Annotated in this window: 13 protein-coding genes; 4 read left to right on the forward strand and 9 right to left on the reverse strand. The window is 36.0% G+C overall.

Annotation, left to right across the window (positions count from 1 at the left end):
* Window positions 1-163 precede the first annotated feature (163 nt).
* A complete protein-coding gene (locus I597_RS11175) occupies window positions 164-4,558 on the reverse strand; it encodes a translocation/assembly module TamB domain-containing protein (protein ID WP_236626622.1) in 4,395 nt (1,464 codons plus the stop codon).
* A gap of 87 nt (window positions 4,559-4,645) precedes the next feature.
* Here I597_RS11175 and tsaD point away from each other — a divergent pair, with 87 nt between their 5' ends.
* The 4 genes from tsaD to I597_RS11195 all read left to right on the forward strand — a co-directional run bounded on the left by tsaD (window position 4,646) and on the right by I597_RS11195 (window position 8,433).
* The gene (tsaD, locus tag I597_RS11180) at window positions 4,646-5,686 is read left to right on the forward strand and encodes a tRNA (adenosine(37)-N6)-threonylcarbamoyltransferase complex transferase subunit TsaD (RefSeq protein ID WP_035324678.1); all 1,041 of its coding nucleotides are present in this window, start codon (window positions 4,646-4,648) and stop codon (window positions 5,684-5,686) included.
* 2 nt (window positions 5,687-5,688) lie between these two features.
* Window positions 5,689-6,390, forward strand: a complete 702-nt coding sequence (locus I597_RS11185) for a 16S rRNA (uracil(1498)-N(3))-methyltransferase (protein ID WP_035324677.1) — start codon at window positions 5,689-5,691, stop codon at window positions 6,388-6,390.
* A 187-nt stretch (window positions 6,391-6,577) separates the two neighbouring features.
* Complete coding sequence (locus I597_RS11190; RefSeq protein ID WP_035324676.1) at window positions 6,578-7,558, forward strand: hypothetical protein; 981 nt, start codon at window positions 6,578-6,580, stop codon at window positions 7,556-7,558.
* A 113-nt stretch (window positions 7,559-7,671) separates the two neighbouring features.
* Complete coding sequence (locus I597_RS11195; RefSeq protein WP_035324675.1) at window positions 7,672-8,433, forward strand: CDP-alcohol phosphatidyltransferase family protein; 762 nt, start codon at window positions 7,672-7,674, stop codon at window positions 8,431-8,433.
* Between the two features lie 73 nt (window positions 8,434-8,506).
* Here the strand turns inward: I597_RS11195 and I597_RS11200 are convergent, their stop codons facing one another.
* The 8 genes from I597_RS11200 to I597_RS11235 all read right to left on the reverse strand — a co-directional run bounded on the left by I597_RS11200 (window position 8,507) and on the right by I597_RS11235 (window position 15,465).
* Entirely contained in the window at window positions 8,507-9,166 is a 660-nt protein-coding gene (locus I597_RS11200; protein ID WP_035324674.1) for a porin family protein, read from the reverse strand.
* Window positions 9,167-9,323: 157 nt separating this feature from the next.
* On the reverse strand, window positions 9,324-9,929 hold the full coding sequence (locus tag I597_RS11205; RefSeq protein WP_052111663.1) for a porin family protein: 606 nt from the start codon (window positions 9,927-9,929) through the stop codon (window positions 9,324-9,326).
* Between the two features lie 58 nt (window positions 9,930-9,987).
* Window positions 9,988-10,875 carry a Ppx/GppA phosphatase family protein gene (locus I597_RS11210; protein WP_035324673.1) on the reverse strand — a complete coding sequence of 296 codons (888 nt, stop codon included), beginning with the start codon at window positions 10,873-10,875 and terminating at the stop codon, window positions 9,988-9,990.
* Window positions 10,875-12,941 (reverse strand): polyphosphate kinase 1, encoded by a 2,067-nt coding sequence (gene ppk1, locus I597_RS11215; RefSeq protein WP_035324672.1) that lies wholly within the window; start codon window positions 12,939-12,941, stop codon window positions 10,875-10,877. Before ppk1 ends, I597_RS11210 begins: the two co-directional genes overlap by 1 nt.
* Window position 12,942: 1 nt before the next feature.
* Window positions 12,943-13,425 carry a SixA phosphatase family protein gene (locus tag I597_RS11220; RefSeq protein WP_035324671.1) on the reverse strand — a complete coding sequence of 161 codons (483 nt, stop codon included), beginning with the start codon at window positions 13,423-13,425 and terminating at the stop codon, window positions 12,943-12,945.
* 1 nt (window position 13,426) lies between these two features.
* The gene (gene pdxH, locus I597_RS11225) at window positions 13,427-14,071 is read right to left on the reverse strand and encodes a pyridoxamine 5'-phosphate oxidase (RefSeq protein ID WP_035324670.1); all 645 of its coding nucleotides are present in this window, start codon (window positions 14,069-14,071) and stop codon (window positions 13,427-13,429) included.
* A 51-nt stretch (window positions 14,072-14,122) separates the two neighbouring features.
* Window positions 14,123-14,539 (reverse strand): hypothetical protein, encoded by a 417-nt coding sequence (locus tag I597_RS11230; protein WP_148305625.1) that lies wholly within the window; start codon window positions 14,537-14,539, stop codon window positions 14,123-14,125.
* Window positions 14,540-14,547: 8 nt separating this feature from the next.
* Window positions 14,548-15,465, reverse strand: a complete 918-nt coding sequence (locus tag I597_RS11235) for a ribonuclease Z (RefSeq protein WP_035324669.1) — start codon at window positions 15,463-15,465, stop codon at window positions 14,548-14,550.

A 15,465-nucleotide genomic window follows, 5' to 3' on the forward strand; every position in this document is an offset into this window, starting at 1 on the left:
TAGAAAAATCAATGAATTGGGGTGTAATTTATTGGATTGTCAATTTCAAACGTTTTCGGTTGAAAAGTTTTTTGGAATTCTTAATTATGACACATTAAAAAGAGGCCGAAAATGATGAAATGGGAAGAATTACGCTTTCGCGAAAGCGTAAAAGAAACAATCTCTATTTATTAAATTGAACGCCGTCTGGTCCAATCTTTTTTGGCACATCTCTTTCGCCTTGAGCTTGAAGTACAGCTTCTTCTACTTTGCCCTTAAAAACTTTACGTAAAAGTTCTTTAAAAGTATTAAAATCTACAGCATAAGATAGCCCTACTCCTTGTGTATAACCTTCTGTCTCACCTATAAACTGAATATCTGTCTGGCGATTAAACACTTTTGCTCGCAGTGTACCGTCTTCATTAAGTAAGAAATCTATCTCTACATCACCCACAATCACACTCTCACTAATACCTCCTGTAGGGACACCTACTTTACCATTTATAAGAACTCGGTTTGTGATTTGAGTAGACAGGGTCACTCCTACTCTACCTGCAGACTGGATATTTGCCGTAGGGTCACGCTCTGCTTGTACAAGATCTACTCCCACGTCAAAAATACTATCGTCATCATTAAAGAGAATACCAGATAGTATAGAAGACGTAGTCTCAAGAAGATTATTTACAGCCGCAGTAGCGGTATTTACACTAGCCGAGCTTAGGAACGCTCCCTGTGAAACAAGAGATATCGCGTTAAGCTCTTTTGCATTACGGTCTTGTAATAAAAATTCTAACTCTGACACCACGGTACTACCAGCACCAGGAAACTCAATATCAAAAGTAATATCTGGCTTTAACAGCTCTCCTGCTAGGTTAATAATTACGTTTACTGGTATCTTTCTATTTACAGTAGAAGTTTCTAGTAATGTACTTGGGTTAGCCTGCGTTCTATAAATTGCACTTACGTCTAGTATGGCTTTTGCTGGATCACCATCCCAGCGTATGTTTGCATCCTGTTGTAATATAAAGTCTTTTGTTACAATACCTCCGTAACGGAAATTAAAAACCCCTTCGGTGGCAATAAAATCCCCATTCATTATAAACTTACCATTAGTATCAAGTTGTATAAGTAAGGTACCTACTCCTCTTCCTCTTAAGGTACTACCATTGGTTTTATCTACAACCACCTCTACCTCTGCATCTGGATCTATGTCTAGGTCAAAATTTACAGAAAGACCTTTTACCGCTTCTGTGATAATTTTCTCACCGTTAATACGAGCTTCTTTTTCTTCTGGACTTAAAAACTTAATGTAGGAGTTGTCACCTAGAGTTTCTGAGTCATCTATAGGGATTTTAAAAACGGTACCCTTTGCAGTTTCTCCAAAGACGTCTATCACGAGATTATCTGTCGGGCCTTTTATAAATGCTTCTCCTTCTAGAAAAGCTGTACCATAATAGAGCGACTCTAGATCTTCTTCTGTATCGAGTACGGCAATTCGAGAGGCGCTTATACCTAAATCAAGTTTCCAATCATTAAAGGACTTGTGACTTATCTTACCATTAAGAACACCTAAGGTTTTATACTTGATATCTTCCAGTTGTACAGCTTGAAACTCGAACTCTTGTTTTCTTAAAACAACATTTGAAATACCTCTAAAATCATAATCCACATTGAGATAAGGAATTTGTAAACCTGCATCTTTTAAGGTCAAATTACCATTTATCTCAGGGTTGCGATAGTCTCCCTCTACTTTTGCATTACCACTCACTAAGCCACGTATTCTATCTATCACGCCCTGTCCCATAGGGTTAAATGGGCTTAGATCAAGATCTTGAAGACCCACGGCCATATCTATAATAGGTATACTGCCTGACGCATCAATAGTACCATTTGCTGTAAAAGATTTTAGTCCCTCACGTGCAAGGCGAGACTCAATCTCATATTTTGATAAAGTTGCATTACCTCTTACGTTTATATCTAATTGCCCGAGGTTAGTCTCGTTTACAGAGAAGTCTGAAATGGCTAGAGAAGTAACTGGGAAATAAGCTCCATTTTTCTGAAGTACATCTAGCTGTCCATTAATGCGTCCTCCTAGATTGAGACTATCGAGCTCTGGAGTTACTTTGGCTAGATCTACATTTTTAAAATTTGCTTTTATATTCTTATAGGTGCTATCACGTATCTGGCCTTTAAGATCAATAAGCTCATCTTTATGACTTAACACCAAGGTCTTAATATCTATATCTTTAAAGTTATTATCAAATACGACACTGTTATTCTGGTCGTTTCTTTCGTTTATAAACCAAGGCGTATCCTTGAATACAATTTCAGATTTTTTAAAACCTAATACCGAGTTTCCTTCTTCATTAATGGTATGGTATAATGATAAGTCAAAAGAGTCATCATTGCGCTTACCACCCGTAAACTCTGAGCGCATAAAGAGTGTATCTTTAAGAGTCACATTAATTAGGTTAAAGTCTGATACCGCATAAAATCCAGCATTTATACTATCTGCAGCCACATACGTATTGAATAGCGGGTTTTTGTTATCTACACGTACTTCTATAGCTTCTGCCATATACCCAAAGGCATCAATTTGCGGTGACTTAAAGGTAAGTTTAAACTCCGAGTCGTCTGCCACCACACTACCTCTAATAATAGTTTCTGGCTCAAGTTTTAAATCTGGCACAAATACTTCTACAATCTTATTATAGATTGTAAACTCAAAATCCATAAACTGATTTTCTGTGAGAATCTCAGGTTGGTAATTTGTATATAAACTACCTATGGCATTTTTAAAAAGTGGCACCACTTCGCCAAATTTATAAATACCACTCACCTCACCACTTATTATGTCTGTAGAGTTTATAGCAATGGTACGCACTCGTTTTTTATCAAACTTTGAGGTGATCTCAAAATCTTTAAAACTGTAAGTGTTGTTTTTGTTTTGGTAACTCGCATCTTCAAAAGAAATACGGCCATACATATTCTCTATACCTGTACCCTTCATATCTACAACAGCATTACCTTTAAGTACAGAGATACTGTCGTTTATAAAATTAAGAGATACAAGGTCTGCATAATCTATTTGTGCTTCTAAGTCGTAACTATTGATCTCTTTTGATATATCCACAAGACCATTAAACTTACCACGAGCATTAGGATCATCTATAAGCACTTCTCCGTCAAAAACCGGAGCCTTGAGATTTCCAAATATGGTAATATCCTTATAATTATAATCATTGTAGCCTATACTTGCTATAGTACCAGAAAGCTTAGTATTAATTGTCTCTTGTATAAACCCTTTACCGTCTACATCTAGATTAAAAGTTGCCTTACCCAGCCTATTGTCATTAAGCAACTTTTCTAAGTTAAAATCATCTACCATTACAGTACCTTCATATCCAGCATTTTCGGCATCTTGTAAGCCTGTCATTGCCAGGTCCAGGTTAACGGTACCTAGATCTGTACCTATAACACCCGCTGTAACTACAGTAGCTCTTGTAAGGCTATTTTTACCTGTAAAGCGTATTGTACCTAGCTGCGTCATCTCTGTAGGTAGACTTTCCAGTGGTTTTGGGAGTAACTTTTTAAGGTCAAAATAATTTGTTTGCACACTTTTATAATCACCACTAATTCTAAACTTCTTACTGTCTAGTAAATTTTCAAAAAAGACATCTCCACGTATTATAGAGTTCCCCAAACCTCTCACCTCGAGATTAGGTACTCTAAAATCATTGAGATAGCCGGAGAGATCTCCTTGTATGCTCAAGGTAACATCTGGTGCAATGTCATTGTAAAATGGGCGTATATCATTTGTTGATATTTCCGCTTTCGCGAAAGCGGCCTTTACCTCTACCAGCGTGTTAAAATCGTCTAGTGCTCCGTCTGAGGTATCTAAGGTAATATCACCTTCAAGGGAAGAATCATCTGTAGTTAATGAAAAATCGTTGAGAGAAATTAAATCTGGATCATAGTGAAATATACCATCTAGTGTTCTAATCTGGTATCCTTTTATAGCATCAAATGAGAGCGAAGTTATATGTGCATCAACAGTTTGATTATTGATAACAAAATCTTCCCACTCTGTAGTGAGATTTTGGTAATCTAACACAAAGGGATCGTTAAGCTCCTCATTTATATACATAAACCTACCATCGGTAATGAGCACATCGTCTGATGCTAATAGAAAATTTGTGTTTCCTTGAGAATTATTTGAAGCAAATTTACGTGAGAAGATTGTAAGGTTATCTGAGATGTCTCCTTCATATTTAGTAAGGTAAAACCGTGCACCCTCTAGACTTATATCTCCTAGTTCAAGATCACTATCTAATACCTTTTTAACACTGTAAACACTTGTGGCAAGCTCACGCACATAGATCATTGTATCATTTTTATGATCTCTTATGAGAGCACCTTTTACTAGTACATCACCATTCCATTTAAGACCTACGCGTTCTAGGTGTATTTCTGTACCATATTTTTCATTAATACGATCTGTCGCATTTTTTGCAATATGCGTCTGTACAGCTGGAATAGAAAAAAGTAGCACGATGAGCCCAAATAGTAAGAACAACACCAAAAGCGTGCGAAGTGCTATTTTTTTAAATTTCTTGATAGGGCTTATTGTTTTAACTTTGTAAACTTATTGCAACTTACGTGCCTTATGAATACTGATTCTCAAAAAACTTACATTCTCGCTATTGAATCTTCTTGTGATGATACTGCTGCTGCTGTATTACAAAACGATAAGGTACTCTCAAATGTTGTTGCAAACCAAGCGATTCATCAAGAATATGGAGGTGTAGTTCCAGAGCTTGCCTCGCGTGCACATCAACAAAATATCGTACCAGTTGTTACCGCTGCATTACGTAAAGCAAATATCGACAAAAAACAACTAAGCGCCATTGCTTTTACAAGTGGACCTGGCTTACTTGGGTCCCTTCTGGTAGGCACCTCATTTGCAAAATCTTTTGCGATGGGACTAGACATACCGCTGCTGGACATAAACCATATGAAAGCGCATATACTAGCCCATTTTATAGATGAAGAGGGCTATGACAAACCTAGTTTCCCTTTTATAGGAGTGACAATATCTGGTGGCCATACACAAATAGTGCGTGTAGATGATTACTTTGAGATGGAAGTTATAGGCGAGACCATAGATGATGCCGTGGGTGAAGCCTTTGATAAAAGTGCAAAAATTATGGATTTACCTTACCCAGGAGGACCGCTCATTGATAAGTATGCACAACTGGGTGATCCAAAAGCTTTTCCTTTTACAAAACCTAAGGTGGATGGTCTTAACTTTAGCTTTAGCGGTCTTAAAACACAAATAATGTACTTTGTACAAAGACAACAGGAGGCAAACCCTGACTTTTTAAAAGAACATAGGGATGATGTGTGCGCCTCAATACAATATACCATTGTAAATATCTTAATGGATAAAATTAAAAAAGCGGTAAAAGAAACTGGCATTACTCAAATCGCTATAGGTGGTGGCGTATCTGCAAACAGCGGTATAAGAACCGCGCTGAAAAAGGCAGAAACTACACACGGCTGGAAAACATTTTTACCAAAATTTCAATACACCACAGATAACGCAGCGATGATAGGCATTGTGGGATACCTTAAGTACAAAGATCTTGTAGAGAAAGATTCTTTTCAAAACTTAGAAGTAAGTGCTCAATCTAGATTGAAAATATAAGTATGCAACTATTTTACAGCAAGAGTCTTGATATAGAAAGTACCTCATACACTTTACCAAAAGATGAGAGTAAGCACGTTATAAGGGTATTACGTAAGCAACCTGGTGATACTATCTATCTTACTAATGGTAAAGGTTACCTGTTTACTGCGCAGGTATATGATGCAAATCCTAATAAATGCAAATTATCTATCACGAGCCACACATACCAAGAGCCAAGAGATTACAAACTACACCTCGCTGTAGCTCCCACAAAACTCAATGATAGATTTGAGTGGTTTTTAGAAAAAGCCACAGAGATAGGTGTTACAGAAATCACACCACTACTTTGTGATCATAGCGAACGCAAAGTTATAAAGGAAGAGCGCTTTCTTAAAATATTGCAAAGTGCAATGAAGCAGTCACTGCACTATCACCTACCCGCACTAAACCCGCTCACGCCTTTTAAAGATTTTATAACAAATGCACATAGTAATACATTTATAGCCCATTGTGAAGACGATACAAAAAGTCTCCTTAAAAGCGAACTATCTCCTGCAACAGACTACACAATTTTAATAGGCCCTGAGGGAGACTTCTCAACTACAGAAATACAACAAGCCCTACAAAAAAATATAATACCTGTATCACTAGGTCATAGTAGACTGCGTACTGAGACCGCTGCCATTGTAGCCTGTCACAGCGTGGCATTTATAAATGAATAAGAATTCTGTGACCTACAACTCACTAGCTATTAAAGATGACGTAAATACTGTTATTAAAAATCGTTTTCTTACAATTTTGTATATCCAATTATAAATTGTTTATTTGCCTACCTTGTATTACCTCACGGTAAGGGGCCCAACTACTTAATAATTAAAAAGTTAGATAAAATTGCGTAATTTTGTCAAGTTGGTCACACCCTTTATCCCGGCGTTTATAAGCGTTTGTGGAGGCCTTCTGCTGGTTACAGGTCTTATACTATATTTTCCGCTTGACAATAAATCACAACTACTTACCACTGTACAAATAATAGTTGTTATAAGCATACTGCTCGTTGTTGTTATTTTAGGTTTCATTCTTACCAAAACGTCTCAATTACAATTTACAGGAGACTCTACAACATTAGAAATACAGAAGCTCACCCAGCAAGTGCATTACTTTAGAGATATTGCAGATATTCTTGTACGATCAAAAGTTTGGGCACCTGGCTTAAAAGAATATATAGATGAAGAGTTTACAAACCTAAACTACTTTCTAGTAAAAGAGTTTTATAAAGGTAGATCTAAGCTTGCACTTGAGTATATAGAAGAAAAAGATCGCTATGGAGAAACAGAAATTTTATATTTAGAGACTAAAGCTATACTTCTTAACGATCCAAGTAAAGGAAGAGTAGATAATTATATGAACCCAAAAGAGTACGATAGCCGTATGCTCAAAAAATGGGCAGAGCACAAAGTGGGTACTGGCTGGAACCATTATTTTGGTTTTAAATACAATCAGTTTAAAGAAGAGCTAGATGTTTCAAGAATATATGAACGACATCAAGAAAAGATTATAAATTATGCTGTTCAAATAGACACCATACGCTATCAAGATGTAGGCTTTAGTGAAGAACTCATTTCAAAACTAGGTATGCACCTCTCTGATGAGGTTATACCACAATTACTCGCACTCACCTTACAGGCTGTAAAGCGCGTCCCAAAAATTATGAATATAGCCTTTACACTCGTTGTATTACTTATAATTTTTGGTGTATTTCAACCCATTGCTATCATACTCTTTAATCTTGAAGAAGTCTTTAGTTTCATATCAATAAGTGTAGTTCTTAGTGTACTTATGTTTTTAATGCTATCTATATATCCTTTTATAACCAGTCAAATTAATAAGTGATTAATTACGCTTTCGCGAAAGCGTAAACTACCTTTGTATTAGTTATATTTAATTAACAATTGCTGTTTTAAATTGCCCTTCTAGGTTTTTAAAAATGCTACAACCTAGAATTTATGTCAAAATTACCACAGGCGCATCGTTTTACAGATTTATCAGACTACGGAAGAAAACCCGCTCAGTATATAGTACGATTTTTAAAGGATACCAGCGCTACTCCTGTCCAGGTTACGCTTCTCTTTTTTGTTTCGGGAATGATTGCTATCTATTGTATCTACACAGAATATTATATACTCGCAGCGATTTTTATGATTCTAAAATCTGTACTTGATGCCGCAGATGGGGAACTGGCGAGAGTAAAAAAAACACCCTCCTACACGGGTCGATATCTAGATTCTATACTTGATATTGTACTTAATGCGTTATTCCTTTTTATGATAGGTTACAAGACAGATGCCGATACTTGGCTTATTATTCTTGCATTTATAGCACTTCAAATACAAGGGACTTTATATAATTACTACTATGTTATCTTGAGATATAAACTCAACGGTGATACTACAAGCCGAATCACCGAGACGGGAACACCCCAAGCATTACCGGGTGAAGAACAAGTTACGGTAACAGCTCTTTTTTACACCTATAAAGTCCTATATGGATTATTTGATAAAATAATCTATACGCTAGATCCTAGAGCCGCTAAAGGTAAGCTTATACCTAACTGGTTAATGACTCTTGTATCAACCTTTGGCTTAGGTTTTCAACTATTAATAATGGCCACATTACTGGTACTACAAAGCCCAGAACTTATTATCCCTTTCTTTATAACATACACGTTACTTGTACCTGTATGTATCATACTACGAATGAAAGTCTAGTAGCTAGTATATTTGTAAAACTAAAAAAGCCTAGATTATATTATAATCTAGGCTTTTAATATGTGTCATGATTTTATAATCTATACCCTACACTAAAGGTAAAGTATTGATTGTTTCCAGTATTATTGATAAGAAAATTATCCTTATTTACAAGGCTATTGCTATTTGCCCCAGGATCATCGCTGCTTGGCGTGTAAGGAACTATTATTTGAGAATCATCCTCAAATACTTCCAAAAATCCTCTTGTAAAACGTGCTTCTATAAAAACACTCTCGTTAAAATGATACCCTATTGCTCCAAAGGCAGAGACATCAAAAGATTTATAATTTTTAGACTGTAATGGATCAGATATTTTGATACCAGCTTGTGGTCCAGCAATAACAAAAAGCTGATTAAAGTTTATTCTCAAGCCAAGTGGCAACTGTAAGTTATCAAAACGTGTTCCTTCATACTTATTACCTTGTGATGAGAAAGCAAATTCTGGTTGAAAACTTATTTTATCATTAATTGGTATTTCAGCGAGAAATGCTACAGCAAACCCGTAACGTCCTTCTTCCGCTCCAGCAGGAGCCGGTCTAGGGGTATCACCCGCTTGATTCAGTAAACTAAACTCATATCCACTTATTTGACTATAGCTTAAGCCAGCTTTAAAGCCGATTCTTGCGCCTTGAGCAAACAATTGTGTACTGCATATAAATGCAATGAACAAGAAAGAAAGTACTAATTTTTTCATATAAATAATAAAATAGTCGTTAATAACATTTTAGTTCGTCGAAAAACTCTTGTGTGTAAATATAGAGGCTATATCTAATATAATATGTGCTCTAAACTCGAAATACATTTGCTTACTATAAAAGACATCATAGTATCGACGAAATGCAAGTAAAAAATTAAAGTCTATAGCCAACGCCTATTTGTAGTACTGTATTTTTTCCTTCAAGATTTGTAAACGTTGTTCCGCCTCCATTACTAAAAGTAGTTGCATTATTATCTTGAAATATATCTGTAAGACCAAGTGTATATCTCGCCTCAACAAAAATATTAGACTCAAAAATATATCCTATTCCTCCAAATACTGATGCTTCAAAGTTTGCAAACTCACCAGATTTATCTGAATCCCAAACTCTTACACCTATTTGTGGGCCTACGCTTATATATAAATCGCTTATCTCTAATTTGAGACCTAGTGGTAAGTTCAAATAATCAAGTCTAAAACTCTCTAGGTTTTTACCTTGTTGAGAGAAAATAAATTCTGGAACAAAACTTAACTTTTCTGTAAGAGGAATATCTACTAAAAAACCTACAAAATAACCTGTACGCCTTCCATCTAGCTGATCTTCTATCGTATTTGCCACAGAAGAACCATCATTATTAAACTCAAAGCTATTAACGTCTGAGAAGTTTACTCCGGCTTTAAATCCTGATGTAATTTGGGCATTTACAGTGTTAAATACAAATAAACTTATGACAACTGTACTAAATAATAATTTTTTCATTTATCGAATTTTCAGAGGGTTAGTAGACAAATATACATTATTTATATGATGTCAACATTTATTTTGAAAGATATAAACTTTTGATAATACCATCTGCAAGACCAATTTTTGGGACTATAATTTGTTTGGCTTTTGATGACTTCATTGCTTGTAGGTATATTCTTAATGCGGGTATTATAACGTCTGCACGGTCTGGGTTGAGCTGTAAATCTATCACACGTTGCTCGTAACTCATAGCGCTTAAGTCCTTGTATAATTGTGATAAAAATAAATAAGATAAGGTTTTACCTGGCTTCTTTGTACTTAGCTTAAACACTTTATTAATATTTCCACCAGAGCCTATAAGATCGATATGGCTAAAATCTTTACAGTGCTGGTGTATCCAGTTTTTAAACACATCCCAATCTTCTGAAGAAACTAGATCATTAAGTAGCCTTACTGTTCCTATCTTAAAAGACTTTGAGGCCACAACTTCTCCCATATGGTAGATGGTTATCTCGGTACTTCCACCTCCTACATCTACGTAGATGTAAGTTCTATCTTCTTTAATGAAACTTTGAAGATCTGTAGCGGCGATGATTTGCGCTTCTTCTTCACCATCTATGATCTCTATATTTATATCTGTTGTTTCTTTTATTTTTTTCGCGAAAGCGTCTCCATTCTTAGCATCTCTCATCGCACTGGTAGCACACGCACGATACTGTTTTACCTCGTGAGCATTCATTAACAATCTAAAGGCTTTCATTGCATCCTCCATACGCTTTTGATTTTTTAATGATATTTCTCCATTAATAAAAACGTCTTCTCCTAGCCTTATGGGGACACGCACAAGGGCATTTTTTCTAAATAGTGTAGGCCCATTTTCTTGTTCTATAACATTTGCAACGAGCAATCTTATTGCGTTAGAGCCTATGTCTATTGCAGCGTATTTTAATATGTTAAGCACTATAGGTCTTTAAGTTTATTTACATAATACTCGTAAGTGGCAAATTGTGATCTCACAAAAGGTAAATCATCTTTTTTGTACCTATTATCCATTTGCTTATTAAGTACACGCGCTTTTACATTGTCGCTCCAAGATATCTCGTGGGTATCTATAATTTCTTGCTTTATATCTTCATCGTATATAGGTACTGAGACCTCTACTCTATTATCTAGATTACGACTCATCCAGTCTGATGATGATAGGAAAACCTTTTCTTCTCCAGGTATACCAAAGATATATACGCGTGGGTGCTCTAAAAATTTATCTATAATACTTATGATTTCTATATTTTCACTCATACCGGGTACTCCTGGAATAAGGCAGCATATACCACGCACTATCATTTGTATTTTTACACCAGCTTGACTCGCTTCATATAGCTTATCTATAATGTCATAGTTTGAGATACTGTTGAGCTTAAGTCTTATGAGACCTTCTCCTCCATTTTGAACAATCTCTATTTGCTCTTGAATGAGTTTATACATTCTAGTACGTGAGTAATGAGGAGATACTACTAAATGTTTGTACTTATTTACGATATAATTTGTGTCGAAAAAGTTAAAGAGTTTTGAGAGGTCTTTAAGTATTTCTTTATTTGCTGTAAACAGTGTGTAATCTGTATATATACGTGCCGTAGCGTGGTTAAAATTACCCGTACTTATAAAGCCATAACGCACAATTTTACCCTCTTCTTCACGCTCAATCACACATACTTTACTGTGTACTTTAAGACCAGGCACACCAAATATGAGTCTTACACCTTCGTTTTGCATCTTTTTTGCATAACGCATATTTGACTCCTCGTCAAATCTCGCTCTAAGCTCAATCTGTACGGTTACTTCTTTTCCATTTTGAGCAGCGTTTATCAATGCGCTAGCTATACTCGAGAGCTTTGCAAGCCTATAAATGGTGATTTTTATAGATCTCACTTTGGGGTCTAGAGCAGCTTCTCTAAGGAACTTGATGGTATATGAAAAGCTCTGGTAAGGAGTGTATTGTAAAAAGTCTTTTTTTGCAACAATAGAGAATAAGTTATCTTCAAGAGTGATACCAGGTATAGGGAGTGGTTTTACACTAGGATAATAAAGCTCTTGCCTTCCAAAAGCAGGGAAATTCATATAATCTTTACGGTTATGATAACGCCCGCCGGGTATAATACTATCCTTACGTTTTATACCTAGTTTATTAAGTAAGAATTGCAGTGTCTCTTCTTCTATAGTTTTATCAAATACAAAACGTACAGGCTCTCCATCTTCTCTTCCTTTTACACTACGAGTAAGTTTCTCTAAAAAACTTTTACCAAGATCTGACTCAATATCTAGCTCTGCATCACGCGTTATTTTAATCATATGTGCAGTAATGCTGTCATATTCAAAAATGCTAAAAATGGTATCTAGGTTATAACGAATCAAATCATCAAGAATCATTATGTAATCTTTACCATCTACCTGCGGTAATACTACAAAACGATCTAATGTACTAGGTATCTCAAGCAGTGCATATAGCGGCTTTTGCTCCTCTGTAAGATTCATTTTTACCATTAAGTAAGCATCAAGATCTTGTATACGTGGCAATTCTAAATCCTCACGCAATATGATAGTCTCTACCGCAAGGGCTACTTTATCTGTAAAAAAGTCTTTTATAAATTCCTTATGCTCAGGAAGTGTCACCTCCTCTTCAGTAAGCATATAAATATTTTGTTCTTCTAGCTTTTTGTAAATATCTTCTAGAATCTGGAGACTTTCTGTCTGTTGCTCAATAACAATCTCAGTTATTTTACCTAGCAACTCTTCGGCAGAGTATACTCCTAGTGCTTTTCTACCCGTTTTACCCGCATCTACAATTCTACGTACGGTGGCATATCGCACTTTAAAAAACTCGTCTAAGTTATTTGAAAAAATCCCTAAAAACCTAAAGCGTTCTATAAGCGGTACACTCTCGTCTGCTGCTTCTTGCAATACACGTGCGTTAAACTGTAACCAGCTTAATTCTCTATTTATATACCTATTTTCTTTAGTCTGCGTCATTTTAAAGTTCTTTTGGAGCCTTATGATAAATTGTCTTTCCGGGTATTAAATCTTGCCAACTATGAATCTCAAATGTGATAGCCGTAAAGGCTGCAGTAGCTACATTATCTACTCGTAAATCACCATAGGAATTTACAAAATTTGTCATTGCATTATTATGACCAAAAACCATAAGTGTATCTACCTCATCACCTACACTCTTTATAACCTCAACCAGATCACGCCCTTCAAAATCGTACATTTTATGATTAAGTTTAATCTCTGTATCTGGAATAGTAAATGCCTTTGCAAAAAACACTGCAGTAGTCTTTGCTCTTAAGGCGTCACTACTCATTAAAAGATCTGGCTTAGGCATTATAGCCGCAATATGTGCAGCCATTTTTGGTCCATCTTCAAGGCCGCGCTCATTGAGCGGTCGCTCGTGGTCTATTACATCAAATTTCCAACTTGACTTTGCGTGTCTTACAAGGTATAGTGTTTTCATATCAAGGGGCTAGTCGCTCTATTATCCAGTTATCACCCTCTTTACGATAGCGCACACGGTCGTGTAATCTACTAGGTCTACCTTGCCAGAACTCAACTGTAACTGGCTTTATAATGTAACCACCCCAGTGTGAGGGACGCTGTATATCTTGGTTTTTATATTTCGCTTTAAGCGAAATCATCTTTTCCTCAAGAATAGATCTACCTTTTATAACAGTGCTTTGGTCTGAAACTAAAGCCCCAAGCTGACTGTCTTTAGGTCTATTATTAAAATATGCATCCGAACGGGCGTCTGAAACTTTTTCTATATCGCCTTTAATGATAACTTGTCTTTCTAAATTAGGCCAAAAGAAAGAAATCCCCACTTTAGGGTGCTGTGCGATACTCACTCCTTTCTCACTCGTGTAGTTTGTGTAGAATACAAAACCCTGCTGGTCATATTCTTTAAGAAGTACAATTCTTGATTTTGGAAAACCGTCATCACCTAGTGTGGCAATAGTCATCGCGTTAGGCTCTGCAACACCTCCTGCATCTTCTACCTCTTTAAACCAAGTTTTAAACTGATCTATAGGATGTTGTGCGACGTTTTCTATAAGTAACTCGCCTTTTTCGTATGATTTTCTGTAATCGTGTAAGTCTCTGTTCATTGTAGTAAATGTACAAAGACCGCTATAAAATTAAAAGTGGAAGCAGGAGTATTATTTCCTCATAAACCCTTTCTTTATCAAGAGTTTTCTCACCTTATCATTGTGCTTTCTAATACGGGTAAACTCTTCATAGTCCATATCGTCATCCTCAAAATCTTCTGCACCAAACTGCCCCTCAAAGTTCTCAAGCATTTCTACCTGATCTCTATCTATATTATACCTGCGGTGCTCAGTGTATCCATCTGCATTTAAAAAGTACTCACAGATATATTGATCTTCAAAAATGAAAACCTTAAACGCAATACTTATGCTATCCTTTACAGAGGTAGAACCGTAGGTTTTATTAACTTTTTTAAGACGTATATCTGGATTAACAAGAAACAGGTTACGAGGGATTAAACCATCAAAATGTACTTGTAATCTTGCTAAAATAGGTTTTGCTATTTTCTTAACTTCTTCTTCCATCATAATCTTTTTTAAAAGGTAAAATTCTTACCATCGTCACCTAGGTGTACATTTTCAAAGTAGGGTGTGGCTTCTTTTATAAATTCTTGTAAATCACCATATCGTACAGAGTAGTGACCTAATATTAAATTTTTTACTCCAGCCATAGCTGCTATTTGAGCTGCTTGTGCTGCTGTACTGTGCCCAGTAGGTTTACACAAGTGTGCGTGACTTTCTAGAAATGTAGCCTCGTGATACAATGCTGTAGCCCCTTGTATTTGTGATACAATTTCTTCATAATAAGCAGTATCACTACAATAAGCATAACTTTTAGGTTGAGACGGATCAAAGGTGAGTTGTTCATTTTTTACAACTGTCCCGTTATCTAATGTGATATCTCCCCCCTGCTTTATTTTATTATAATATGCACGATCTATATCTAGTTTTAAACAAGCAGTTATATCTAGCTTGCGCTCACCTAGTTTTTCTTCAAAATAAAAACCATTTGTATAGATGCGATGCTTGAGTGGTATAGTGGTTACCGTAATCTCTTCATTTTCTAAAATCACTTCTGGCTCCTTACTTGTTATTTCACGAAAGTGTAAAGGATAGCTTGTAAATCCTTTTGTGAGTTTTAATTGCAGTAAGATAAGCTCTTTTATACCCTTAGGACCATAAATGGTAAGCGGCGCAGTACGTTTAAGTAAACTAAAGGTGGTTATTACACCCATAAGACCAAAAAAATGATCACCGTGCAGGTGTGATATAAAAATGTGTTTAATACGAGCAAACTTAATCTTATTGCGTCGTAACGCTACTTGAGTGCCTTCACCACAGTCTATGAGCAATAGATTATTGCGTATTTCTAAAACTTGAGAAGTAGGGTTTTTATAACTACCGGGAGCAGCTGCATAACAACCTAGTATGGTAAGATGTAGATTGCTAGACAT

This window comes from Dokdonia donghaensis DSW-1 (genome assembly GCF_001653755.1).
GTDB classification, from domain to species: Bacteria; Bacteroidota; Bacteroidia; order Flavobacteriales; family Flavobacteriaceae; genus Dokdonia; species Dokdonia donghaensis.

Excerpts from the sequence above, each read along its gene's own strand:
- pdxH (WP_035324670.1), bottom strand. The coding sequence starts at position 14,071 with ATGAACAGAGACTTACACGATTACAGAAAATCATACGAAAAAGGCGAG.
- I597_RS11195 (WP_035324675.1), top strand. The coding sequence starts at position 7,672 with ATGTCAAAATTACCACAGGCGCATCGTTTTACAGATTTATCAGACTAC.
- I597_RS11235 (WP_035324669.1), bottom strand. The coding sequence starts at position 15,465 with ATGTCTAGCAATCTACATCTTACCATACTAGGTTGTTATGCAGCTGCT.
- I597_RS11185 (WP_035324677.1), top strand. The coding sequence starts at position 5,689 with ATGCAACTATTTTACAGCAAGAGTCTTGATATAGAAAGTACCTCATAC.
- I597_RS11200 (WP_035324674.1), bottom strand. The coding sequence starts at position 9,166 with ATGAAAAAATTAGTACTTTCTTTCTTGTTCATTGCATTTATATGCAGT.
- I597_RS11230 (WP_148305625.1), bottom strand. The coding sequence starts at position 14,539 with ATGATGGAAGAAGAAGTTAAGAAAATAGCAAAACCTATTTTAGCAAGA.
- I597_RS11220 (WP_035324671.1), bottom strand. The coding sequence starts at position 13,425 with ATGAAAACACTATACCTTGTAAGACACGCAAAGTCAAGTTGGAAATTT.
- tsaD (WP_035324678.1), top strand. The coding sequence starts at position 4,646 with ATGAATACTGATTCTCAAAAAACTTACATTCTCGCTATTGAATCTTCT.
- ppk1 (WP_035324672.1), bottom strand. The coding sequence starts at position 12,941 with ATGACGCAGACTAAAGAAAATAGGTATATAAATAGAGAATTAAGCTGG.
- I597_RS11205 (WP_052111663.1), bottom strand. The coding sequence starts at position 9,929 with ATGAAAAAATTATTATTTAGTACAGTTGTCATAAGTTTATTTGTATTT.